General features: G+C 58.9%; 19 protein-coding genes. 10 read left to right on the top strand and 9 right to left on the bottom strand.

What is annotated here, in order from left to right; genetic code table 11:
* The first annotated feature begins 38 nt into the window (after positions 1-38).
* A complete protein-coding gene (locus HKX44_RS14695) occupies positions 39-878 on the top strand; it encodes a hypothetical protein (RefSeq protein WP_276152114.1) in 840 nt (279 codons plus the stop codon).
* Positions 879-915: 37 nt separating this feature from the next.
* Here the strand turns inward: HKX44_RS14695 and carB are convergent, their stop codons facing one another.
* Both carB and HKX44_RS14705 read right to left on the bottom strand, forming a co-directional pair.
* Complete coding sequence (gene carB, locus HKX44_RS14700; RefSeq protein WP_276152115.1) at positions 916-4,248, bottom strand: carbamoyl-phosphate synthase large subunit; 3,333 nt, start codon at positions 4,246-4,248, stop codon at positions 916-918.
* 264 nt (positions 4,249-4,512) lie between these two features.
* Positions 4,513-5,277: an alpha/beta fold hydrolase gene (locus HKX44_RS14705; RefSeq protein ID WP_276152116.1), complete on the bottom strand. Its 765-nt coding sequence runs from the start codon at positions 5,275-5,277 to the stop codon at positions 4,513-4,515.
* Positions 5,278-5,330: 53 nt separating this feature from the next.
* On the opposite strand from HKX44_RS14705, the gene HKX44_RS14710 reads away from it, so the two are divergent.
* On the top strand, positions 5,331-5,705 hold the full coding sequence (locus HKX44_RS14710; RefSeq protein ID WP_276152117.1) for a hypothetical protein: 375 nt from the start codon (positions 5,331-5,333) through the stop codon (positions 5,703-5,705).
* Here HKX44_RS14710 and HKX44_RS14715 read toward each other — a convergent pair.
* Positions 5,702-6,115 carry a cupin domain-containing protein gene (locus HKX44_RS14715; protein WP_276152118.1) on the bottom strand — a complete coding sequence of 138 codons (414 nt, stop codon included), beginning with the start codon at positions 6,113-6,115 and terminating at the stop codon, positions 5,702-5,704. The genes HKX44_RS14710 and HKX44_RS14715 overlap by 4 nt on opposite strands.
* Before the next feature lie 316 nt (positions 6,116-6,431).
* Here HKX44_RS14715 and HKX44_RS14720 point away from each other — a divergent pair, with 316 nt between their 5' ends.
* On the top strand, positions 6,432-6,905 hold the full coding sequence (locus tag HKX44_RS14720; protein ID WP_276152119.1) for a tRNA (cytidine(34)-2'-O)-methyltransferase: 474 nt from the start codon (positions 6,432-6,434) through the stop codon (positions 6,903-6,905).
* A gap of 90 nt (positions 6,906-6,995) precedes the next feature.
* Here HKX44_RS14720 and glyA read toward each other — a convergent pair whose 3' ends face one another.
* Positions 6,996-8,273 carry a serine hydroxymethyltransferase gene (gene glyA / locus HKX44_RS14725; protein ID WP_276152120.1) on the bottom strand — a complete coding sequence of 426 codons (1,278 nt, stop codon included), beginning with the start codon at positions 8,271-8,273 and terminating at the stop codon, positions 6,996-6,998.
* A 181-nt stretch (positions 8,274-8,454) separates the two neighbouring features.
* On the opposite strand from glyA, the gene HKX44_RS14730 reads away from it, so the two are divergent.
* Positions 8,455-9,210: an NAD kinase gene (locus tag HKX44_RS14730; RefSeq protein WP_276152121.1), complete on the top strand. Its 756-nt coding sequence runs from the start codon at positions 8,455-8,457 to the stop codon at positions 9,208-9,210.
* Between the two features lie 32 nt (positions 9,211-9,242).
* On the opposite strand, the gene HKX44_RS14735 is transcribed toward HKX44_RS14730, so the two are convergent.
* Both HKX44_RS14735 and HKX44_RS14740 read right to left on the bottom strand, forming a co-directional pair.
* Entirely contained in the window at positions 9,243-10,481 is a 1,239-nt protein-coding gene (locus HKX44_RS14735; protein WP_276154236.1) for an adenylate/guanylate cyclase domain-containing protein, read from the bottom strand.
* A 26-nt stretch (positions 10,482-10,507) separates the two neighbouring features.
* The gene (locus tag HKX44_RS14740; protein ID WP_276152123.1) at positions 10,508-12,403 is read right to left on the bottom strand and encodes a propionyl-CoA synthetase; all 1,896 of its coding nucleotides are present in this window, start codon (positions 12,401-12,403) and stop codon (positions 10,508-10,510) included.
* A gap of 232 nt (positions 12,404-12,635) precedes the next feature.
* Here HKX44_RS14740 and HKX44_RS14745 point away from each other — a divergent pair, with 232 nt between their 5' ends.
* Entirely contained in the window at positions 12,636-13,406 is a 771-nt protein-coding gene (locus HKX44_RS14745) for a MipA/OmpV family protein (RefSeq protein ID WP_276153724.1), read from the top strand.
* 1 nt (position 13,407) lies between these two features.
* Here HKX44_RS14745 and HKX44_RS14750 read toward each other — a convergent pair whose 3' ends face one another.
* Complete coding sequence (locus tag HKX44_RS14750; RefSeq protein WP_276152125.1) at positions 13,408-15,681, bottom strand: NADP-dependent malic enzyme; 2,274 nt, start codon at positions 15,679-15,681, stop codon at positions 13,408-13,410.
* A 211-nt stretch (positions 15,682-15,892) separates the two neighbouring features.
* Here HKX44_RS14750 and HKX44_RS14755 point away from each other — a divergent pair, with 211 nt between their 5' ends.
* The 5 genes from HKX44_RS14755 (at position 15,893) to HKX44_RS14775 (ending at position 21,001) form a co-directional block, all read left to right on the top strand.
* Positions 15,893-16,288 carry a cytidine deaminase gene (locus tag HKX44_RS14755; protein ID WP_276152126.1) on the top strand — a complete coding sequence of 132 codons (396 nt, stop codon included), beginning with the start codon at positions 15,893-15,895 and terminating at the stop codon, positions 16,286-16,288.
* Positions 16,289-16,291: 3 nt separating this feature from the next.
* The gene (locus HKX44_RS14760) at positions 16,292-17,596 is read left to right on the top strand and encodes a thymidine phosphorylase (RefSeq protein ID WP_276152127.1); all 1,305 of its coding nucleotides are present in this window, start codon (positions 16,292-16,294) and stop codon (positions 17,594-17,596) included.
* Entirely contained in the window at positions 17,596-18,777 is a 1,182-nt protein-coding gene (locus HKX44_RS14765) for a phosphopentomutase (protein WP_276152128.1), read from the top strand. The genes HKX44_RS14760 and HKX44_RS14765 overlap by 1 nt, the downstream gene beginning before the upstream one ends.
* 120 nt (positions 18,778-18,897) lie before the next feature.
* The gene (upp, locus tag HKX44_RS14770; RefSeq protein ID WP_276152129.1) at positions 18,898-19,539 is read left to right on the top strand and encodes a uracil phosphoribosyltransferase; all 642 of its coding nucleotides are present in this window, start codon (positions 18,898-18,900) and stop codon (positions 19,537-19,539) included.
* A 91-nt stretch (positions 19,540-19,630) separates the two neighbouring features.
* Positions 19,631-21,001 (top strand): SPOR domain-containing protein, encoded by a 1,371-nt coding sequence (locus tag HKX44_RS14775; protein WP_276152130.1) that lies wholly within the window; start codon positions 19,631-19,633, stop codon positions 20,999-21,001.
* On the opposite strand, the gene HKX44_RS14780 is transcribed toward HKX44_RS14775, so the two are convergent.
* Both HKX44_RS14780 and HKX44_RS14785 read right to left on the bottom strand, forming a co-directional pair.
* Positions 20,998-21,726: an SGNH/GDSL hydrolase family protein gene (locus HKX44_RS14780; RefSeq protein ID WP_276152131.1), complete on the bottom strand. Its 729-nt coding sequence runs from the start codon at positions 21,724-21,726 to the stop codon at positions 20,998-21,000. The genes HKX44_RS14775 and HKX44_RS14780 overlap by 4 nt on opposite strands.
* A 3-nt stretch (positions 21,727-21,729) precedes the next feature.
* Positions 21,730-22,743, bottom strand: coding sequence for a hypothetical protein (locus HKX44_RS14785; RefSeq protein WP_276152132.1), 1,014 nt, complete (start codon positions 22,741-22,743; stop codon positions 21,730-21,732).
* Positions 22,744-22,815 lie beyond the last annotated feature (72 nt).

The following is a 22,815-nucleotide window of genomic DNA, read 5'->3' on the forward strand; positions in this document are numbered from 1 at the left end:
TGACATGCTGCGCCATCAGATTGATTTGAGGCTGATATATGCTGCGGATTACATTGGCGCTATTTCTGCTTGTCTGCGGTTTTGAACCGGTCGCGGCCCAAGATCATATTGCGATCCGCCAGACCCTCTTGTTTGAACAGCTTCAGCGGACCCAGCGGATTGGCAAATCGGCTTGTATGGTCATGTCGGGTGCGGATTCGCAGCTGCATTCGGATGCGACCGTCGACAATGCGGTGGCGTTTAATCTGGTCATGGCGGCGATCATTGAGGGCGACCCGTCCATTGGCCTTGTGCCAATGGCGGCGGGGCCGGAACGCGCTGCGCTGAGCGAGGTGGCAAAGGTTTCGCGCGGCCTGACCCAGTCAGCGCAGCAGGTGGCAGCAGGCGACATCCATGCGGTGCCCGTGGCCCTTATCCTGTCGCGTCCGGCCATGATCGCGGAGGGGATGCATGCCGCACTATCAGAAATGGGCCCATCTGCTGGGGGACAATCCGCAGCGGTGCAAAATGCGGTCCGGCTGCTGCATCAACAAAATGCGTTGCTTGAAGAGATATTAAAGGATTTCTGTCATATGCGCCTGTCAATTGGCGCGAAAGATACGGCAGCGCAGATCACCCAGAATATGGCGTTGTTCACCTCCATAAATGCGGCGTTGATCAAAGGCGACGCGGCGCTTGGTCTGCACAAAGCGCCCAATATCAAGATCAAGATCACGCTGGGACAGATTGATAGTAAATGGGTTTCCTTTGAGCGGCTTTTGAAACCTGCTCTTGCCGGTGGAGACATGGAGTTGCGCGATGCGCAGCTGGCGTCGGTCATCGGCGGAACACTGTCTAAACGACTGACTAAACTAATCAGCATGTATCAGGCGCTTTAGGATGCCCCCCGTTTGACACGGGGGGCTCCGGTTGCCTTCAGCCCTGAAGGGATTTTACGCCAATTTCGTCTTCGGCTTGCGCCTTGATGGCCAATGCGGCGGCATAGGCACCTGCGGCTGTGGTGTAGTAGGGGATCTTGTCGAACAACGCGATAGACCGGATCGACTTGCTGTCCTCGACCGCCTGCGCGCCCTCGGTTGTGTTCAACACCAGATGAATTTCTTCGTCTTTCATCATATCGGTGATGTCTGGGCGCCCTTCATAGACCTTGTTCACGGTCTGGCAGGGGATGTCTTGCGCGGCAAGCCAGCTTGCTGTGCCACGGGTCGCGACAATGCTAAATCCTTGTGCAACAAGGATTTGTGCCGCTTCCAGCATTTCGGCTGTCTTGTCCATCTCTTTGATCGAAAGGAAGGCACAACCGCCGCGTGGCAGCTGCGTGCCGGCCCCCATCTGTGCCTTGAGGAAGGCGCGCGGGAAGTCGCGGTCCCAGCCCATGACCTCGCCGGTGGAGCGCATTTCAGGACCAAGCAATGTGTCGACCCCGGGGAAACGGGCGAAAGGCAACACGGCCTCTTTGACCGAGAACCACGGCATATCAGGGTTGGCCAGGGTCATCGGATCGCCCAAGGGCAATGTGTCGGAATAGGCCGATTGCTCGGGGTAGGCGGCGCGCAGCGGGAAGGTGCTGAGCGGCTCGCCAGCCATGATACGGGCGGCGATGCTGGCAATGGCACTGTCGGTGGCCTTGGCAACAAAGGGCACGGTGCGCGAGGCGCGTGGGTTCACCTCGATCAAATAGACCTCGCCATCTTTCACAGCGAACTGGATGTTCATCAGGCCAACGACGTTAAGAGCAAGCGCCAAAGCTTTGGTTTGCTTGGTAACTTCGTCGATGATCGACTGGTCCAGAGAATAAGGCGGCAGAGAACAGGCGCTGTCGCCAGAATGCACGCCGGCCTCTTCGATGTGCTGCATAATGCCGGCAACATGTACGTCCTTGCCATCACAAAGCGCGTCCACGTCAAGTTCAACCGCGCCGGACAGATAGCTGTCGAGCAACACAGGGCTGTCACCAGAGACGACCACAGCCTCGCGGATATAGCGTTCAAGCTGTGCCATATCGCGCACGATTTCCATGGCGCGGCCGCCCAGAACGTAGGAGGGGCGGATCACCAGCGGGAAGCCGATTTCTTCGGCGATTTTCAATGCCTCTTCGTCGGTCGAGGCGATGCCGTTATGTGGTTGTTTCAGGCCAAGCTGTTGGACAAGCTGCTGGAAACGTTCGCGGTCTTCGGCCAGATCAATCGCGTCGGGTGTGGTGCCGAGGATTGGAATGCCAGCTTCTTGCAGGGCATTGGCCAGTTTCAGTGGGGTCTGGCCGCCAAACTGTACGATCACCCCGTGCAAGGTGCCGTTTTCCTGTTCGACACGCAGGATCTCCATGACGTGTTCAAAGGTGAGCGGCTCGAAATAGAGGCGGTCGGAGGTGTCATAGTCTGTCGAAACCGTCTCGGGGTTGCAGTTGACCATGATGGTTTCATAGCCTGCATCGGTGAGAGCATAGCAGGCGTGGCAGCAGCAATAGTCGAATTCGATGCCCTGACCGATACGGTTGGGACCACCGCCAAGAATGACGACTTTTTGCCGCTCCGATGGGCGCGCTTCGCATTCGACCTCGCCCATCATAGGGGCCTCATAGGTGGAATACATATAAGGGGTCTGGGCCTCGAACTCGGCAGCGCAAGTGTCGATGCGTTTGAACACGGCTGTGACGCCGGCCGCGATGCGCAAGTCGCGCACTGCGGATTCGGATTGACCGGTCAGGGTGGCAAGGCGGGCGTCGGTAAAGCCCATCATCTTGAGGTGGCGCATACCGGCCTCGTCCTGTGGCAAACCAGCGCTGCGCACACCTTCTTCGGCGTCGACGATTTCGCGGATGCGGTCGAGGAACCAAGGGTCAAACATGGTGACGCCGTGGATTTCATCGTTGCTCATCCCGTGGCGCATGGCCTGAGCGATGGTGCGCAGGCGGTCGGGGGTTTGTTTACTTATTGCAGAAACGATGGCGGCCTTATCGGGGGCACCGGGGATTTCGATTTCATCAAAACCGGTCAGGCCCGATTCCATGCTCGCCAGTGCTTTTTGCATTGATTCGTGGATCGTGCGGCCAATCGACATGGCCTCGCCCACAGATTTCATCGCCGTTGTCAGGTAAGGTTCGGAGCCTGGGAATTTTTCGAAAGCGAATTTCGGGATTTTTGTCACGACATAGTCGATGGTCGGTTCGAAAGACGCAGGCGTAACCCCGGTGATGTCATTGTCCAGCTCGTCCAGAGTAAAGCCAACAGCAAGTTTTGCGGCGATTTTGGCGATGGGGAATCCGGTCGCCTTGGAGGCCAGGGCAGAGGAGCGCGATACGCGCGGGTTCATTTCGATAACGACCATGCGGCCATCGGCAGGGTTCACGGCCCATTGTACGTTTGAACCGCCGGTTTCCACGCCGATCTCGCGCAGGACCGCGATGGAGTGGTTGCGCATGATCTGGTATTCTTTGTCGGTCAGGGTCAGCGCCGGGGCGACGGTGATCGAATCACCTGTATGCACGCCCATGGGGTCGACGTTTTCGATGGCGCAGACGATGATGGCGTTATCTGCCGTGTCGCGCACCACCTCCATCTCGAACTCTTTCCAACCCAAAAGCGATTCGTCGATCAGGATCTGCCCGACCGGTGAGGCATCCATGCCAGAGCGGCAGAAGAATTCGTAATCCTCGCGGTTATACGCCACGCCGCCGCCGGTGCCGCCCATGGTAAAGGCCGGGCGGATGATTGCCGGGAGGCCGATATCTTCGAGGGATTCCAATGCGATGGCGACGCCTGCTGCAAGGTCTTTCTTGCCCTCGGTGTCTTTCGGTGCCGTGCAGATGGTTGCCCGCGGGTTCTCAATGCCCAGGCGGTCCATGGCGTCGCGGAACAGTTTGCGGTCTTCGGCCATCTCAATGGCTTCGCGCTTGGCCCCGATCATTTCGACGTTGAATTTCTCCAGAACACCGTTTTCCTCAAGTGCGAGAGAGGTGTTGAGGCCGGTTTGCCCGCCCATGGTCGGCAAAAGCGCGTCGGGGCGTTCTTTTTCGATGATTTTCGCGACGATCTCGGGGGTGATCGGTTCGATGTAGGTGGCATCGGCCAGCCCGGGGTCGGTCATGATTGTCGCCGGGTTGGAGTTCACGAGGATGACGCGATACCCCTCTTCTTTCAGAGCCTTACAGGCCTGAGCGCCGGAGTAGTCGAATTCGCAGGCCTGCCCGATCACAATGGGGCCTGCACCAATGATCATGATCGATTTGATGTCGGTACGCTTTGGCATCGGAGCCCCCATAAATAAGCAAATTTACCGCGTTATAGGGATGGGGCGTTTGGGTGCAAGGGGGTTCGAAGTTCTGCTTGGTTGTTCCGGTGTCGAGAGGGCGTTTTTAGACGCGAGCAACCCTGTTGTTTGGGGAGGGGAGCAGGAAAGAAGGGGCTCTGCCCCGCCGCGCAAGCGCGCCTCCCCGCAGTATTTAAGGCCAAAAAGAGCAGAAGGCTGGAGCTGACGCGGGGATTTGCCACAGCAATTTTAGAGATTCGGTTGTCAGGCGTCGAGGAAGGCCCGGACAGATGCCTCGAAGGGACGCGGTTTTTCGGCGTGAAGCCAGTGGCCGGCATCGGAGATTTTGGCAAAGCGGGCGTTTGGAAAAAGCGATTTGATTTTGTCGCGGTGCGTTGGGAGGACATAGTCGCTTGCACCGCCGGAGAGAAAGAAGCTGGGGCCATCGAAGGGGCCGGTGATCTGATCTGGCCAACCGATGATCTTGTCCATTTCAGCCTCAAGAACATCGAGGTTGAGACGCCATGCTTTGTTAGGCACATCTAGGGATTGGGTGAAAAAGCTTTGCAGCGCGGGTTCGATACCGGCAGCGGCAAGTTGTGATTCAGCGTCTGAGCGGCGGGTGAGTGTGGCGAGATCGACGGTGCGCATGGCGTCGATCATCCCCTGTTGGGTATGGCCATAGCGCACGGGGGCGATGTCGGCGATGATCAGGCGGTTGATCAATGCGGGCTGTGTGAGGGCAAGGGCCATTGCGGTTTTGCCACCCATTGAGTGGCCGAGAAGATCGACCGGACCACCGAAGTGGTTGATCAGCTCTGCAATATCCTGGGCCATGTCTGGATAGCTTTGGCTGGGTGCGCGCGGGCTGCTGCCGTGGTTGCGCATGTCTGGTGTGATGACATGGCGGGTGTCGGACAGGCGTTTGGCAATCACGCCCCAATTGCGGCCCGACCCATAGAGGCCGTGGACGATGATCAGGGACGGGGTATCGGCGCTGGCGGTGCCGTATTCTGAATAGCTAAGCATAAGGAAGAGGTAGCGCCATTGCAGCGGCTGTGCCAGTGCGTTTAACTGGGGACATGAGGGAAGCCAGAGATATCGCAGCCAAGATCGAGGTGGTGCAGGCATTGCTGACGCGCAAGTTGGGACTCAAGCGCGCGCGCCTTGAGAAGATGCTTGGGCGGGCGGGCCGGCAATTGCCCAAACGGGTGCAGGCCAAGGCAAGGGCCTTGGCGGAGGCGCAACGGCTTGCAGAGCATCCCAAGCTGGCCCGTCAGATCGACGGCGAAGCAGTGACGCGGGATTTCGCGGATGTGACAGGCTATCTTGAGGCCATCGACGTGGCGGACCTGCGCCGTGGCCGGATGTTGGGGATGGCGGGCAGCGTGGTGTTTAACCTGCTGCTGGTGGCGGCGGCCTTTGTTCTTTGGCTGTGGTGGCGCGGCTATGTCTAGTTGGACTGGGCGCTTGCGCCACCATATTCGGCATCGGTGACCTGCTCAAGCCAGTCTGCTGCTGATCCGTTCTGCGCCTCTTGTAGGGCAATATGTGTCATGGCGCAGGTCGGGCTGGCCCCGTGCCAGTGTTTTTCGCCGGGCGCGAACCAGACCACATCGCCGGGGTGGATGGATTGAACCGCTTCGCCGGCTTTCTGAATAAGGCCGGCCCCTGCTGTGACGATCAGTGTTTGGCCCAGCGGATGGGTGTGCCATGCGGTGCGCGCGCCCGGCTCAAAAGTGACGGAGATCGCGTTCAGCCGCGCGGGTGCTGGTGCATTAATCAGCGGGTCCATACGCACAGTACCGGTGAAATAATCGGGATTGGGCGTGGTGGACGGGCGTGATCCGGCGCGGTGGATGATCATGAGGATTCCTTTTCGGGCGTTACGATGGGCGTTTCGGGGGAGGGTACAGCACCCGCCGGAAACCAAAAGGCATATTCGCCGGGCGAGGGTAAGCGGATGAGGGGTCGGGTGTTGCGGAAAGGGGGGCGAACTTGCGGCTGTTAAGGGCAGCCGCCATGGGGTAGAGCGGGCAGAACTAGAGCTTTTTGAGTTCAACTTGAGACATCACGCAGCCCTTTTCATGTTCGATAAGGGAAGAGGCCGCGAACAAGGGGTCCCAGTTTTATTTGAAACGCGATAGTGCATCCTGATCCCAGATAAGAAAGCCAGTATTGCAATGTCCGAACCGCGCATGAAAATGGTCTTGGTCACGCCTGAAATTCCTTACAATACCGGTGCGATCGGGCGGACTTGTGTGGCGTTGAACCTTGAGCTGATCCTGATCAGGCCCTACGGGTTTTCGCTGGATGAAAAATCGGTGCGCCGGGCCGGGACGGATTATTGGAAACACGTCAATCTAAGCGAATATGATGACTGGCAGAGCTTTCTGGAGGCACGCAAACCGGCGCGCGATGCATTGTATTTCTTTGAGGAGCATGGCGCGCAAAGTCTTTATGCACCGCAGTACCGGCCTGATGCCTATCTGGTGTTTGGCTGTGAATCCGCAGGGTTGCCCGCGTCGGTGATTGAAGGGGCGCAGGATCGGGTGTTCCATTTGCCGATGCTGGATAAGCGGGTGCGTTCGCTGAACCTTGCGAATGTGGCCACGGCGGTGATCTATCAGGCGATGCGGCCCCAGCTGGGCGGCTGAAGGCAGGGCAGGCCCTTTGACATAAGAAGGCCCCGCGCAGAAATGCCGGGGCCTTTGAGTTTGTGGGGGGCATCGCGCCCCTGCCGTAGCTTACAGGTTCGGATACATTGGGAAGCGGGCGCACATAGCTTCGACTTCGGCTTTTACCTTGGCTTCGACCGCTGCGTTGCCTTCTTCGCCGTTGGCCGCCAGGCCGTCGACCACTTCGATGATCCAATCGGCGATCTGACGGAATTCTGCCTCGTCAAAACCGCGGGTTGTCCCAGCCGGTGACCCCAGACGGATGCCGGAGGTGATGGTTGGCTTTTCCGGGTCAAATGGCACGCCGTTTTTGTTGCAGGTGATATGGGCGCGGCCCAATGCCTTTTCCGTGGCGTTGCCTTTGACGCCTTTGGGGCGCAGATCAACCAGCACAACATGGGTGTCGGTGCCGTGGGTAACTGTGTCCAGCCCCCCTTTGATCAATTGATCAGACAGGGCCTGTGCGTTTGTTACGACGCGCTGGATATAGCTTTTGAACTCGGGGCGCAGGGCCTCGCCAAAGGCCACAGCCTTGGCGGCGATGACGTGCATCAAGGGGCCGCCCTGAATGCCGGGGAAGATGGCGGAGTTGAATTTCTTTGCCAGTGCCTCGTCATTGGTGAGGATCATGCCGCCACGCGGGCCACGCAGGGTTTTATGCGTGGTGGTGGTGGCGACATGGGCGTGCGGGAAGGGGGAAGGGTGTTCGCCCGCAGCAACCAGACCGGCGAAATGCGCCATGTCAACGTGCAGATATGCACCAACGCTGTCTGCAATCTCGCGCATACGGGCGAAATCGATCTGGCGCGGGATGGCAGAGCCGCCGGCGATGATCATTTTGGGCTGGTGTTCGGTCGCCAGTGCCTGCACCTGATCGTAATCCAGCAGGTTGTCTTCTTCTCGCACGCCGTATTGCACAGCGTTGAACCATTTGCCGGACTGGTTCGGCTTGGCCCCGTGGGTCAGGTGACCGCCAGCATCCAATGACATGCCAAGGATGGTGTCGCCGGGCTGTAGCAGTGCCTGAAACACACCTTGGTTGGCCTGAGAGCCGGAATTGGGTTGCACGTTGGCGAAACCGCAATCGAACAGTTTGCAGGCGCGTTCAATCGCGAGGTTTTCTGCCACGTCGACCCATTCGCATCCGCCGTAATAGCGACGCCCAGCATAGCCTTCGGCGTATTTGTTGGTCATGACGGACCCCTGTGCCTCAAGCACAGCAGCCGATACGATGTTTTCAGACGCGATCAATTCGATCTCGTTGCGCTGGCGGCCCAGTTCGCCGGTGATAGATGCCTTGAGATCCGGATCGGTGTCAGCAAGCGTTGCGGTGAAGAAATCTTTCATGGTGCAGGTCCTCTTTGCCCAAACTTGGGGGTTTCGTATCGGAAACGCGCCCGGTCTGAAAGCCGTGAATGCGCCGGAAATAACGTTATGTGCGACCAAGCTGGCCCTCTCAGGAATAATGTGGTTGGTTTGGGGGAATTTGCGGCGCATCGGAAACCCCATACATGACGGTCCTGACACTATGAAAATTGCATTTGCTGCCAGTCGGGCGATTGTCGCCCAGACGGCCCGAGCGGCGTTGATCGGGCGTTATGGCAACGTGCCACAGGACGAGGCTGATGTGATTGTGGCCTTGGGGGGGGACGGATTTATGCTGCAAACCCTGCACGATACGCAAGAATTGGCGGCACCGATTTATGGCATGAACCGGGGCACCATTGGGTTCTTGATGAACGAATATGCCGAGACCGGCTTAATCGAACGTCTGCAAGCGGCAGAGCGCGAGGTGCTGAATCCGCTTAGCATGAAGGCGACCCATGTGGACGGGGCGACCTCAGAGGCGTTGGCAATCAACGAAGTTGCTTTGCTGCGGGCGGGGCCGCAGGCGGCGAAGTTGCAGATTACCGTCGATGGCCGTCTGCGGATGCAGGAACTTGTCTGTGACGGGGCGCTGGTGGCGACGCCAGCGGGATCGACGGCTTATAACTACTCGGCGCATGGCCCGATCCTGCCTATCGGGTCGGATGTTCTGGCTTTGACGGCAATGGCCGCCTTTCGTCCACGGCGTTGGCGCGGTGCCTTGCTGCCCAAGATTGCGAAGGTGCGGTTTGATGTGCTGGAGCAGGAAAAACGCCCGGTGATGGCGGATGCAGATGGCAACAGTTATCGCGATGTGGTGACAGTCGAAATTGCGTCGAACCCGGGTATCGAACACGAGATTCTGTTTGATCCCGGTCACGGGCTGGAAGAGCGGTTGATTTCGGAGCAGTTTACCTGAGGTCTGACCCTAACGCGCTTCGTTGAGGCATCTCAGTCCAGTGTGAAAAGCTCAAGCCGTTCAGTCACGCCGCGCAGGCGGTATTGACCAAGGGACACCAGATCAGCGCGGGAGGTGCAGACCTCCCCCGCGACTTGCGATGAAATGACGATGTTTTGATCAAGCGGGCCGGACATGCCCAGAATGCGGGCTGTGGCATTCACTGCAGGGCCAATGACGGTGAAATCCAGCCGGGTTTTGCCGCCGATGTTGCCATAAAGCACGTCTCCCGCATGTAAGGCGAGGGAGAACCCGGTGGTATATTGCCCTGCTGCCGCACGCCGTTCGTTTGTCGCGGCAAACACCTCACGCAGCTCTACGGCGGCTTTGATCGCCACATGGCGGGCCCGCGGAATTTCAGTGAGGTCAAAGATTGCCAACATGCCGTCGCCCATGAATTTAAGCACGTTGCCACCATTTTTTTCCACGACATCAACAGCTTCGGCGAAATACTCGTTTAGCAGTTCGATTACCTCTGTTCCGGGCAGAGACTCGGACAGTTTGGTGAACCCTTTCAGGTCGAAATACAGGATCACCGCGGAAATGGTCTCGGAAGAGCCGCGCATGATGTCTCCGGAGAGGACGCGGCGGCTGGCATCGCGCCCCATATAGGCTGCTGTGATGTCCTCGGCCATCAGACGGTTTGCGCCGCATTTCAGGGTCAGGCACATGGGCACCAGCAGCGGGCGTAAAAGGTCAAGCTGCGCATTGGAAAACCCGCCCGGCTGGTCTGTTACCATAGAAATGGTCATGCCTTCTTCGGCGGGGCCGTTGGGGTCGGTGACATGTCCCTGATTCCGGCGCAGGAAGTACCGCTTTGCGGCGTAGTATTCAGTTGCCCCCAAAGCCCGCAATTCGTCAAAAATCGGGAAGTTCAGCGCCGGGTCTGGTACATCAAGGCGTTGGCGCATCTCTGAGATTGGGTTTGATACCAGATGGAAAAGCGGACTGCGCCGGTATTCCTCCATAAGATCGGAAGTCGGGCTGTTGGAGCGGCTGTATTGAAACTGCTCGCTGGCACCGTCGCGCTGCCAGCGGAAGGCAACCGCGCCGATCTCTGGATGATGGGCGCGGGTCGAAAGGTTAACGCGGCTTAACGGGATGCCGGCCGCGTTTACCTTTTCACAGAATTCAGCCAGCCAATAGTCCGTCGGCGTATTCTCAAGACCCTGTTGCACGAGCCATGTGGAAAGATCGGCCAGGGCTGTCGCCATCTCAAAACTGTCGAGCATCTGTCCGGTCATTGCGTTTCGTTTACCTAGCTGTCTTGCGCATAGCCGATTTCTTGCAGTGCGACCTTAATCTCATCCAGAATTGCCGGATCGTCAATTGTCGCCGGCAGTTTGAAAGTCTGGCTGTCCGCGATTTTCACCATGGTGGCCCGCAGGATTTTGCCCGAGCGTGTCTTGGGCAGGCGGTCCACGACCAAAGCGGTTTTGAAGGCAGCAACCGGGCCGATCTGATCACGGATACGTTTGACGCATTCTGCGGTTATCTCGGCGTGCGGGCGATCCACGCCCTTGGAAAGACAGACAAAGCCGACGGGCGATTGCCCCTTGAGCGTGTCACTGACGCCAACAACGGCACATTCGGCAACGTCCGGATGGCCGGCCAGCACCTCCTCCATGGCACCTGTGGACAGGCGGTGACCTGCGACATTGATCACATCATCGGTGCGCGCCATGATATAGAGGTATCCGTCCTCGTCCATCATGCCGGCATCCCCGGTTTCGTAATAGCCGGGAAAGGTTGTGAGGTAGGATTTGACAAAGCGGTCCGTCGCCCCCCACAGGGTCGGCAGGGTGCCCGGTGGCAGGGGCAGTTTGATGGCAATCGCGCCAAGTTCGCCGGGTTTTTGCGGATGGCCCGCTTCGTCCAGGATATGCACGTCATAGCCGGGCATTGGTACAGTGGGCGAGCCAACCTTGACCGGCAGCGCCTCAAGCCCTGCGGGGTTGCCCGCGATGGTATAGCCGGTTTCGGTTTGCCACCAGTGATCGTAGACCGGTTTGCCCAGCTTGTCCTGCGCCCACTCGATGGTGTCCGGGTCGGCCCGTTCGCCCGCAAGATAAAGTGCGCGCAGGCTGGATAGATCGTATTTCTTGATGAATTCGCCTGTTGGGTCTTCGCGTTTCACGGCGCGAATGGCGGTCGGGGCGGTGAAAAAGCTGCGCACGTTATGTTCTTTGATGATGCGCCAGAAGGTGCCCGGGTCCGGCGTGCCCACGGGCTTGCCTTCAAAGACCACAGTGGTGTTGCCATGGATCAGCGGGGCATAGCAGATGTAGCTGTGACCGACGACCCAGCCCACATCTGATGCGGCCCAGAAGACATCTCCGGGGTCGACGTTATAGATGTTTTTCATGGTCCAGTTCAGCGCCACCAGATGACCGCCGGTCGGACGCACCACACCTTTGGGGGCCCCGGTGGTGCCGGAGGTATAAAGGATATAGGCGGGGAAGTTTCCTTCGACTGGGAAACATGCGGCGGGCAGGCAGTCTTTTTGGGCCTCAAACCAGTCCAGATCCCGTCCTTCGATCAGATCGCAAGGGTGTTCCTCGCGTTGCAGGATCAGGCAAAGCTCGGGTTTATGGTCGGCCTGTTCGATCGCACTGTCCAGCAGGGGTTTGTATTCGACAACGCGGCCCGGTTCCAATCCGCAAGAGGCGGCCATGATCGCCTTGGGTTTGCAATCGTTGATCCGCACAGCCAGTTCGTTGGCCGCAAAACCGCCAAAGACCACCGAATGGATCGCCCCCAGCCGCGCGCAGGCCAGCATTGCCTCGATCGCCTGCGGGATCATCGGCATATAGATGACAACCGTGTCCCCTTTTTCGACGCCCCGCGCCAGCAGGGCACCAGCCAGATATTCGACACGTTCTTTCAGCTGGGCATAGGTGATTTTTTCAATCTTGCCAGTGATCGGGCTGTCATGGATGATTGCCAGCTGTTCGCCGCGTCCCTGTTCCACGTGGCGGTCAACGGCATTGTAACACCCGTTTACCATGCCATCGGCGTACCATTCATAAAGATTGTCACCGTGATCGGTCAGCGCTTTGCTTGGCGGGGTAATCCAGTCAATCGCGGATGCTTGTTCCATCCAATAAGCTTCTGGATCGTGTTTCCAGCGGTCGTAAGTTGCGCGATATCCCATGGTCTTTTCCTCCCCGTTTCCCTTTTGTTAGGCAGCAGCGGGCAGAGGAGCAAGCCCGTAGGGCGCAAGGCCAAAATCTGAGGAAAGAAAATTTTCATCCATGCGGGCATATCTGTTGCTTAATTTACACTTTTCCGCCGACGCTAAGGTCTTGGGGCTGCGTCACGCTGGTAACTACTTCATAAGATGCTAGCTGTCATAAAAGAGCTATCATTTTTTGGAGAATCGTCCTGTGCGTTTGCCCCTTTCGTTTGTTTTGGTGGCTTCATCAAGCCTTGTTTTTGCGATGCCTTTGGCCGCGCAGGAGCGTTCTTTCAATTTTGCTATCGGGGTTGGTGCCGTCACCAAGCGGGCCTATCCCGGTGTCGATGGTTATGAGACTTCTGCCGATCTGAAATTCACTTTCGGGAATCTGACATGGGGCAAGGTCAATATCGGTGACGGTATCGGGAATGTTCCTGAAAATGGTTTGTCCCTAGGCGGGGCCTTGCGGATCGTCGGATCACGTGATGTGGCCGATTATCCCGAATTGGCCGGGCTGGATGACATTGATACCGCGGTTGAGCTTGGCTTTGGCCTGACTTACCAGCAGACCAATTGGCGTGCCTTTGGTGAAATCCGACAGGGATTTGGCGGGCATGAGGGCGTTGTCGGCACATTGGGTGCCGATGTGATTTTCCACCCCAATGACCGCTGGACCGTCACCGCCGGTCCGCGCCTCAGCGTGGGCGACAGCGAATATGCAGGCACCTATTTCGGCATCACCGGCGCCGAGGCAGCGCGCTCGAATTTCAACGCATTTGACGCGGGTGGTGGTGTTCTAGGGGCCGGTCTTGAGGTCAGCGCGACCTATCGCATTGATAACTACTGGTCGTTTGAAAGCTTGCTGAGCTATGAAAAGCTGATGAATGACGCGGCGGATAGCCCGATCACGCAGGTTGGTTCGGAAAACCAGCTGAGCCTGAGTATTGGGCTCAGCCGGGCATTTACCCTTAACTTCTGATCTATCCGTAATGCGCAACGGGGGTGCCAGCGATGGCCCCCACGTTCAACAACCCGCGGGCAGTGATTGATGGGGAAACGATATGGGCCTTGTTGCCCATGCCCATCAGGATCGGCCCGACTTCCAAAGCATCGCCCTTCATTTTCAGGATGTTACGCACTCCCGAGGCTGCATCGGCATGGGCAAAGACCAGTACGTTTGCCGCCCCCTTCATGCGGTTGCCCGGCATCAGGCGTTCGCGAAATTCGGGATCAAGTGCAGTGTCGATGTTCATCTCGCCTTCGTAACAGAAGTCAGCATTTTCAGCGTCTAACAACCGGATCGCTGCGCGCAATCGGCCGCCGGTGCCTTCGCCCTGATTGCCGAATTGCGACTGCGAGCAGAACGCGATGCGCGGTTCGATCCCGAAACGGCGCACATGCCGCGCCGCGCCGCGGGCAATCTCGGCAATCTGTTCGGGATTGGGATGCAGATGGACCTGAGTGTCGGCAATGAACAGCGGCCCGTCTTCGAGGATCATCATCGACAGGGCACCATGCGGGCGCAATCCGCCGCGCCCCAGAATTTGCTCAACATAGTTCAGATGCCAGCGGAATTCGCCGAAGGTACCGCAGATCAGGCTGTCCGCTTCGTTACGATGCACCATTACGGCCCCAATGGCGGTGCTGTTGGTGCGCATAATCGCTTTTGCGATGTCCGGGCTGGCCCCGCGGCGGCACATAAGAGTGTGATATGTCTCCCAATAATCGCGGTAGCGGGGATCGTTTTCAGGGTTCACCAATTCAACATTGTCGCCAACGCGCAGGGTTAGCCCGGCCTGTTCGATACGCCGTTGAATAACCTCGGGGCGGCCAATGAGGATCGGTGTTTCGACGGTCTCTTCAATGATGGCCTGAGCGGCGCGCAGCACCCGTTCGTCTTCGCCTTCGGCAAAAACGATCTTGCGCGGCGAGGAGCGGGCGGCTTCAAAAACCGGACGCATCAGCAAGGCGGATTTGAACACCGAACCGTCCAGCTTGAGGCGATAGGCCTCCAGATCGTCAATCGGGCGCGCCGCCACACCTGTTTCCATCGCGGCCTTCGCCACGGCAGAGGAGACAACGCCGATCAACCGCGGATCAAACGGTTTGGGGATCAGATATTCCGCTCCAAAGGTCATCTCTTCGCCCTTATAGGCGGCGGCCGCTTCGGCGCTGGTTGTTGCGCGGGCCAGTTCGGCAATACCGTCGATGCAGGCCAGCTGCATTTCATCATTGATCGTGGTCGCGCCGACGTCCAACGCCCCGCGAAAGATAAACGGGAAACACAATACGTTGTTGACCTGATTGGGAAAATCGGAGCGCCCGGTGGCGATGATCGCATCCGGTGCGACCGCGCGGGCGAGGTCAGGCAGGATTTCCGGTGTCGGGTTGGCCAGTGCAAAAATGATCGGTTGTTTGGTCATTTTGGCAACCATTTCAGGGCTTAACACCCCGGGGCCAGAGAGGCCGAGAAACAGGTCGGCCCCGTCGATCACATCCTCAAGAGTGCGCAGGTCGGTCTTTTGGGCAAACTCCGATTTGATCGGGTTCATGTCGATCTCGCGGCCCTCATAGACCAACCCGTGAATGTCACACAGCCAGACATTTTCGCGGCGCACACCCAGTTTCAACAACATGTTCAGGCAGGCAATACCGGCAGCACCGCCGCCGGTTGACACGATCTTGATGTCCTCGAATTTCTTGCCGGCGACATGCAGGGCATTGGTGACCGCAGCCCCCACAACGATGGCGGTGCCGTGCTGGTCGTCGTGGAAAACCGGGATGTTCATCCGCTCGCGGCAAATTCGTTCAACGGTAAAGCAATCGGGTGCTTTGATGTCTTCAAGGTTGATCGCGCCAAAGCTGGGTTCCAGCGCACAGACAATATCGGCCAGCTTTTCAGGGTCGGATTGATCGACCTCGATGTCAAAGCAGTCGATATTGGCAAATTTTTTGAATAGGACTGCTTTGCCTTCCATCACTGGCTTGGAGGCCAGCGGGCCGATGTTGCCAAGGCCCAGCACCGCAGTGCCATTGGTGACCACAGCGACCAGATTGGCGCGCGAGGTATAGAGCGCAGCGGTGGCGGGATCGTTCTTGATCTCTATGCAAGCTTCGGCAACGCCGGGGGAATAGGCGCGGGCAAGGTCACGCCCGTTGGCCAGCGGTTTGGTCGCGCGTATCTCAAGTTTGCCGGGCTTGGGGGAGGCGTGATAATCCAGTGCGGCCTGGCGCAGATTGGGCGTGTCGGACATATAATGAAGCCTCTCTGAAAATGATAGTTTAGCATTAAACCACTTTTCAACTGCCGCAAACCCCAAGGTCGCCATCTTTGTCTGGTGGTGGCTGTTGGCGTTGATAAGGGTGCAGGGTATTGGGAAAACCGGTGAAGGGGAAGGATCAGTATTTTTGCCCCTCGAAACTTGCAAATTCAAACCCTATAGTTCCACGATCAAGGGGGCGTTTATGAGCGGTGATCTGAGACAGCAGGCGGTTGATGTGCGCAAGCGTGCCCATGCCCCTTATTCTAAATTCCAAGTCGGAGCAGCGCTGCGCGCTGCATCCGGTGCGATTTATGCGGGCTGTAATGTTGAAAATGCGGCCTATCCGCAAGGCACCTGTGCAGAGGCCGGGGCGATTGCGGCGATGGTTGCAGGTGGTGACGTGAAAATCGCCGAGGTTTATGTGGTGGCTGGCAGTGCTGCGCCGGTGCCGCCTTGCGGTGGATGCCGTCAGAAACTGGCAGAATTCGGTGCCGGTGATGTGCCGGTGATCATGGCGACCGTTGACGGGATTGAGCAGCGCACCACATTGGCAGAGCTTTTGCCCGGCGCGTTCGACGCCGGTTTCCTGAAAGGATAATTGATGAACGCGCGGGCCATTCTGGCAAAGCTGCGGCACAAACAGACGCCCACACGGGCAGAGCTGGCGTGGATGGCGCAAGCTCTGGCTGATGGTGCGGTAAGTGATGCGCAGGCCGGGGCGTTTGCAATGGGGCTATGCCTGAACGGGTTGTCTGATGTGGGGCGTGTGGCGTTCACCCTGGCAATGCGCGATTCAGGCCGGGTTTTGTCCTGGGATCTGGACGGTCCGGTGTTGGATAAACATTCAACCGGTGGCGTGGGCGATTGTGTGAGCCTGCTTTTGGCCCCTGCGCTGGCGGCTTGCGGGGCCTATGTCCCGATGATTTCGGGCCGCGGGCTTGGCCATACTGGCGGCACTTTGGATAAGCTGGAGGCCATTCCCGGCGTCACGACCCAGCTGACCGAACCTCAGTTGAAAGGCGTCGTGGCGCAGGTGGGCTGTGCAATTGCAGGCGCAACAGCGGATATCGCCCCGGCGGACCGGCGGCTTTATGCGGTGCGCGATGTGACCTCAACGGTGGACTCGCTGGACCTGATTACAGCGTCGATCCTGAGCAAAAAACTGGCGGCCGGGCTGGATGGTCTGGTGCTGGACGTCAAAGTCGGCAGCGGTGCCTTTATGAAAACCGTTGCCGAAGGGCAGGCGCTGGCCGAAGCCTTGACCAAAACAGCAAACGCGGCGAAGTGCCGGACAACAGCCGTGATTAGCGATATGAGCCAACCCTTGGTGCCAAGTCTGGGCAATGCCTTGGAAGTCGCCGAGGTGATGCGAGTGCTGACCGGCAACGGGCGGGGACCGATTGTCGATGTTGCGGCGGCGCTGGGCGGGGTTTTGCTGGCCAATGCGGGGCTGGCACAGGATGTACAGGAAGGCGCGGATGCCGTGGTTCATGCGATCCGCAAAGGGTATGCCGCCGAGCGGTTTGCGCGGATGTTGTCCGCGCTGGGCGGGCCGGTGAATTTTGTCGAGAACTGGCAGCGGTTCCTGCCGGAAGCGACGGTCATCCGACAGGTGTCAGCCTCACATGACGGCTATGTTGCGCGTATCAACGGCGAGGCGCTGGGCTGGGCTGTGGTTGATCTGGGCGGTGGGCGGATGCGGCAGGAAGACCGCGTCAATCCGGCGGTTGGCCTGTCCGACGTGGTGCGCCTAGGAACCAAGGTCAAGCGAGGGCAGGTGTTGGCCGTGGTGCATGCGGTGCGCTCTGATCAGGCGGACCGCGCGGCGCAAACGGTGCTGGAGGCAATTACCCTGTCGGGGTCACGCCCCAAGGTGCCGGAGCAAATCATCGAAAGGATCGGCTGATGGCGCGGGCCTTTCTTGTGGTAATGGATTCAGTCGGCATTGGCGGCGCGCCGGATGCAGATCAGTTCTTTAACGGTGATGTTCCCGACACCGGTGCCAATACTCTGGGACATATTAGGGCGGCCTGCGCTGCGGGGCTGGCAGAGCAGGGGCGCAGCGGGCCGTTGCACCTGCCAAACCTTGAACGGCTTGGGCTTTTACATGCCATGGCTTTGGCAACCGGCGATGAAATGCCAGAGGTGGCGGCGCAAGGCGCATGGGGGGCTGCGACAGAAACCTCACGCGGTAAGGACACACCATCGGGACATTGGGAACTGGCCGGCCTGCCGGTGCCATGGGACTGGCATTATTTTCCCGATACAAAGCCCGCGTTCCCTGCTGCGGTCACCAGCTATGTGGCAAAGGTGGCCGGCACGGAGGGCATCCTTGGGGATTGCCATGCGTCGGGCACCGCGATCATTTCAGAGCTGGGGCAGCAGCACATCGAAACCGGTTGGCCGATTTGTTACACCTCGGCGGATTCCGTTTTCCAGATTGCGGCCCACGAAGAGAGTTTCGGTCTGGAGCGGCTTCTGGACCTGTGTGAAACTGTCGCGCCGATGTTGCATGACATGAAGGTTGGCCGGGTGATCGCGCGCCCGTTCACGGGGGAGGTTGGTGATTTCAAACGTACCGGCAACCGGCGTGATTATGCGATTACGCCACCGGGGCCGGTGCTGATGAACTGGGTTCAGGATGCCGGTCGCCATGTATATGCCGTTGGCAAGATCGGGGACATCTTTTCGATGCAGGGCATTGATGAGGTACGCAAGGGTGATGATGCGGCGTTGATGCGGCATCTCGCCGATCTGGTGGATGGGGCCGTTGACGGGTCGTTGACCTTTGCCAATTTTGTCGAATTCGACAGCCTGTTCGGGCACCGCCGTGATGTGTCGGGATATGCCCGGCAATTGGAGTGGTTTGACGCAGAAATCGGCCAGTTGTTGTCGCGGCTGGGACCGGATGACATCATCGTCCTAACCGCAGATCACGGGAATGATCCGACCTGGATCGGCACAGATCACACCCGTGAACAGGTCCCTGTGTTGGTCGCCGGAACAGAGTCCAAAGCGTTGGGCGCATTAGGGTTCAAGCAGGTGGCGGCATTGGTGGCGCGGCACCTTGGGGTTGCGCAGGGGTGAGCGGACGGATTGGGGCGCTGCCCCAAACCCCGCAGTATTTATCGCCAAAAAGAGCAGGCAGGGGTGCTTGCGGTAACGCGCGTTTCGCGCCACAACGAGGACAAAAGGGAGCTGCTGCCAATGCCTGATCTTGATGACCATCTGACCCATGTGGACCACCCGTTGGTGCAGCACAAGCTGACCATTATGCGCGACAAAGAGACACCAACAGCGGTGTTTCGCCAGCTTCTGCGCGAGATTTCCCAGCTGTTGGCCTATGAGGTGACACGTGGCTTGCCGATGACCACCAAACGCATTGAAACGCCGATGCAAGAGATGGATGCACCGACGCTGGATGGTAAAAAGCTGGCGCTGATTTCGATCCTGCGGGCGGGCAACGGGCTGATGGATGGGGTGCTTGAGTTGATTCCGTCGGCGCGGGTCGGCTTTGTCGGCCTGTACCGGGACGAAGAAACCCTGCAACCTGTGCAGTATTATTTCAAGGTGCCCGAGCGTCTGGATGACCGGTTGGTGATTGCGGTTGATCCGATGTTGGCGACGGGCAATTCATCTGTGGCCGCGATTGATCTGCTGAAACAGGCGGGGGCGACGAATATTCGGTTCCTTTGCCTGTTGGCCTCGCCCGAGGGGATTGCGCGGATGAAGGCGGCGCACCCTGATGTGCCGATTGTTACGGCGGCGATCGACGAGGCATTGAACGATCAGGGTTATATCATTCCGGGTCTGGGTGATGCCGGTGACCGGATGTTCGGGACCAAGTAATCCACCAAAACAGTGGTATGCGCCGGTATGGGTGCTGGACTTGTCCGCGTTGCTGGGGCATCTTCAACTACATATTGTGTGGGGGCACGAAATGAGACTATTAAAAATACTTGCAATCGCAGCAGTGGCAGGCAGTTTTGGCCTTGTTGTCGAACCTGGTTCTGCTTTGGCGAAAATCCAAGAACAGCAGCCGGCAGAGTTTCCGGCGCGTTCTTACAAGGGCAAGCAGTATGTAGATAGCAAGGGCTGTGTTTTCATCCGGGCAGGGATTGACGGGAACGTGTCATGGGTGCCGCGGGTGACGCGTGACCGCAAGACGGTTTGCGGGTTCAGGCCAACCAATGCAGGCACCGCTGTCGCCGAAGCGCCGACCGCGGTTGCTGAGGAAATCAAGGTTGAAGCGGCCACCCCCGTGGTCAAGCCGGCGCCGCGCCGCGTGGCACAGGCCAAGAAAAAACGCCGCGCCGCACCTGCGGTTGTGCGCCAGAAGCCAAAGCGCAAAGTTGCCCCCCCCAAGCCCCGCGTTGCCAAAGTGGCCCCCGTTGTTGTTCCGCAGGGGCAGCAAAGGACCGTTGTGGCAGAACAGGGTGGCTGTCCCGGTGCCTCGGCAATTTCTGGCCGATATTTGCGGGGAACAGGCGTGCGCTGTGGCCCTCAGACACAGCCGGTTGTTGGAAACCATTTCACCCCCAGAACCCAGACCTTTGTCGTGGCTGGAAAGTCGCGCAGGGCAAGTGTTCAAGCGGTTCCCGCCGCTAAGGCCCGCATTGCCCCAGTGGCATCAGAGGTTACAGCCACAACACGGATTGTGCCCAAACATGTGGCGCAAAATCGTATCAATACCCGCAACGTGTCCGTGCCACGCGGGTATCGTCCGGTATGGACCGATGATCGTTTGAACCCGAAACGCGCCGAGCAAAACCTGAAAGGCCGGTCTGATATGCTGTTGGTCTGGACGCAGACCTTGCCGCGCCGGTTGATTAACCAGTCGACAGGCCGCGATGTGACCGCCTCTGTGCCGCTGGTTTACCCCTATACTTCCGTAACGCAGCAGCGCCGCGATCTGGGCGAAGTCACCATCGTGCAGCGCGACGGGCAGACCGTTAAACGTGTGGTGCGCCATGCCAAGGGCAAAGCGTTAAAGCGCAAACCGGTCTACTCTTCGCGTTCAGCACCGCAGAGCGCCGCTGCGCCCAAGGTGGTCCAGAGAAAGGTCAAGGCGTCGCCAGCTTTGGCAGGTAAGAAATACGTACAGGTCGGCACCTATGGGGATGCGGCCAATGCACAGCGCGCCGCACAAAAGATTGCCCGTATGGGCATGGCGGCGCGGATCGGCAAACACCGTAGCGGGGGCAAGACCTATATGTCCGTGCAGGCGGGACCGTTTAACGGCACGCAGGCGTTGCGGTCGGCCATGCGGCGGTTGCGCGGTGCTGGCTATGCGGATGCTTTCGCCCGCTAAGCCGTTCTTTTTAGATTGAATTGTGGCCAGTCGGAGAGAATTCGGCTGGCTATTTCTTTTGCCCAAAGCGTGTAGAGCGGCGCGGCTGGATGAAATCCGTCAGAGGCGACCAATGCCGGATCAAGCGGCAGATCGAAGGGCATATGTGTGCAATCCTGCCGGGTGGCGAGATAGGTTGCGCGCTGGCGTTCCAGCTTGTCTGCGTGCCGCCCAAGAGTCCAGCGCAGCGGGTGGGGCAGCAGTGGGAAATGGGCCATCGGGGGCATCCCGCTGATGTAGATCTGTTTGGGGTGGTAGAGGGTGTTCAGCCGGTCAAACAGGCCGCGTTGTTGGCGCACCCAGCTCTTTGCAGGGATCAGCCGCGTGACATCGTTGACGCCAAGGGCTGTAACGATGACATCAAACGGTCGGGCAGGGGCCTCGGCCAGACGCGCAAGGGTGCTGCGGGTGGTCGCGCCGGTGAGGGCGTCCAGATGCCAGCTGACAGTGAAATTCTGGGCCAGCTGTTGCACGAGTTGCCCGCTTAGCGCGTTGTCCTGATTGGTGACTCCGACCCCCGCTGCGGAGCTGTCACCGATGATTGCCAGTCGCAGGGCGGGGCCGGTGCCGGCTGTTCCGCTGCGTGGTCCGGCGGCCTCGGGGAGGCTCTGGGCGCTGCGACGTACATGCAAGGCCTGCGCAATGAGAAGCGGCGACAAAGCCGCCCGGGCTACTGTATCAAACATGGCTCAACCGCCGCAGATGGATTGTAACCGCAGCCAGTTGGCATCCGACATCAAAGGCTCTGTCAGCTTGCCATTCATCGGGTCGCCCTCGATCAGTTTCAGGGTGGTTTCACCGGTGATGTCGCGGGCATAGGCATAAGGCGTGCTGCGCAGGGCCACTTGTTCAAAGCGCACTATCTGGCGGCTGATCTTGGCCTTGGCCGGTGGCGTTGTCATTAGATGTTTCGCATAAATATCAAGCGCTTGGGGGGCGACATCGCCTGTGGTCAGAAGACGGAAATTCTCGCGTATGCCCACAACTTTCAGCAAATCGCGCAGCGGATCGGTGGCGTCGCGGCGAGTCTGCTCGGTGACGATGAAACCGGCGGCGACATCGGGTTCTTCAAAATCCTCGATGACACTGCGGTTTAGCAGGATCAGATCACCGGGCACATGCAGGATGTCTTGGGTCATATTGGGCAGCACAGCCACTTTCCCGGCCTGCAACCGCTGAGACAGCAGATCAAGGGCCGCCCGACCGGCGGCATCGGCACAGACCGGCCCTGACACCCGCTCGATGCGTTTGAGCAGGGCCTGTCCGATGGCAACGCGTTTGGCCTTGGGCACAACCTTCAAGGTGTGATCCTGCATTGCACCGGGCAGCCAGAAGGCGGCAATCCAGATCACCACCAGCACCGATGCCGCCATGCCGATCCAGCGCAGACGGCCTGGGCGCGGGCGGGTCTTTTCGATGGCTTTGCGCAGGGTCTCGATGGCCTCTGTCATCTCGGCCTCGCCTTCGGGCAATTCCAGTGTTTCACCGGGGTCGCCGTCGGGGTGGAAAATGGCAGGAATGACGCCGGGGTTGGCCCGTTCCACAGCGGCAAGCGACCAATGGGCAAGCGGCTTTTCGTTATTGTCGATCACTACCAGTGTCGCTTCGCCAATAGAGACAATCACCTCGCGGCGTTGTTCATCGGGGGTCGGGCGCCACAGGGCGGTTGCCTCAAGCCTTGCGTATTTTGTCAGAGCGGTCACGGGGGTGCTGCTGGCCTTTTGATTTTTTTATAGTGTAGCATCTGGCAGGGGCGGGGCAATGGTGCAAGCGCC

The sequence above is a fragment of the Sulfitobacter sp. M05 genome, from assembly GCF_029285175.1.
GTDB lineage: Bacteria > Pseudomonadota > Alphaproteobacteria > Rhodobacterales > Rhodobacteraceae > Sulfitobacter.

Coding starts and splice junctions, on each gene's coding strand:
- carB (WP_276152115.1), bottom strand. CDS start 4,248: ATGCCAAAGCGTACCGACATCAAATCGATCATGATCATTGGTGCAGGC.
- HKX44_RS14755 (WP_276152126.1), top strand. CDS start 15,893: ATGAGCGGTGATCTGAGACAGCAGGCGGTTGATGTGCGCAAGCGTGCC.
- upp (WP_276152129.1), top strand. CDS start 18,898: ATGCCTGATCTTGATGACCATCTGACCCATGTGGACCACCCGTTGGTG.
- HKX44_RS14735 (WP_276154236.1), bottom strand. CDS start 10,481: ATGCTCGACAGTTTTGAGATGGCGACAGCCCTGGCCGATCTTTCCACA.
- HKX44_RS14760 (WP_276152127.1), top strand. CDS start 16,292: ATGAACGCGCGGGCCATTCTGGCAAAGCTGCGGCACAAACAGACGCCC.
- HKX44_RS14780 (WP_276152131.1), bottom strand. CDS start 21,726: ATGTTTGATACAGTAGCCCGGGCGGCTTTGTCGCCGCTTCTCATTGCG.
- HKX44_RS14740 (WP_276152123.1), bottom strand. CDS start 12,403: ATGGGATATCGCGCAACTTACGACCGCTGGAAACACGATCCAGAAGCT.
- glyA (WP_276152120.1), bottom strand. CDS start 8,273: ATGAAAGATTTCTTCACCGCAACGCTTGCTGACACCGATCCGGATCTC.
- HKX44_RS14730 (WP_276152121.1), top strand. CDS start 8,455: ATGAAAATTGCATTTGCTGCCAGTCGGGCGATTGTCGCCCAGACGGCC.
- HKX44_RS14695 (WP_276152114.1), top strand. CDS start 39: ATGCTGCGGATTACATTGGCGCTATTTCTGCTTGTCTGCGGTTTTGAA.
- HKX44_RS14705 (WP_276152116.1), bottom strand. CDS start 5,277: ATGCTTAGCTATTCAGAATACGGCACCGCCAGCGCCGATACCCCGTCC.
- HKX44_RS14715 (WP_276152118.1), bottom strand. CDS start 6,115: ATGATCATCCACCGCGCCGGATCACGCCCGTCCACCACGCCCAATCCC.
- HKX44_RS14765 (WP_276152128.1), top strand. CDS start 17,596: ATGGCGCGGGCCTTTCTTGTGGTAATGGATTCAGTCGGCATTGGCGGC.
- HKX44_RS14750 (WP_276152125.1), bottom strand. CDS start 15,681: ATGTCCGACACGCCCAATCTGCGCCAGGCCGCACTGGATTATCACGCC.
- HKX44_RS14775 (WP_276152130.1), top strand. CDS start 19,631: ATGAGACTATTAAAAATACTTGCAATCGCAGCAGTGGCAGGCAGTTTT.
- HKX44_RS14710 (WP_276152117.1), top strand. CDS start 5,331: ATGAGGGAAGCCAGAGATATCGCAGCCAAGATCGAGGTGGTGCAGGCA.
- HKX44_RS14720 (WP_276152119.1), top strand. CDS start 6,432: ATGTCCGAACCGCGCATGAAAATGGTCTTGGTCACGCCTGAAATTCCT.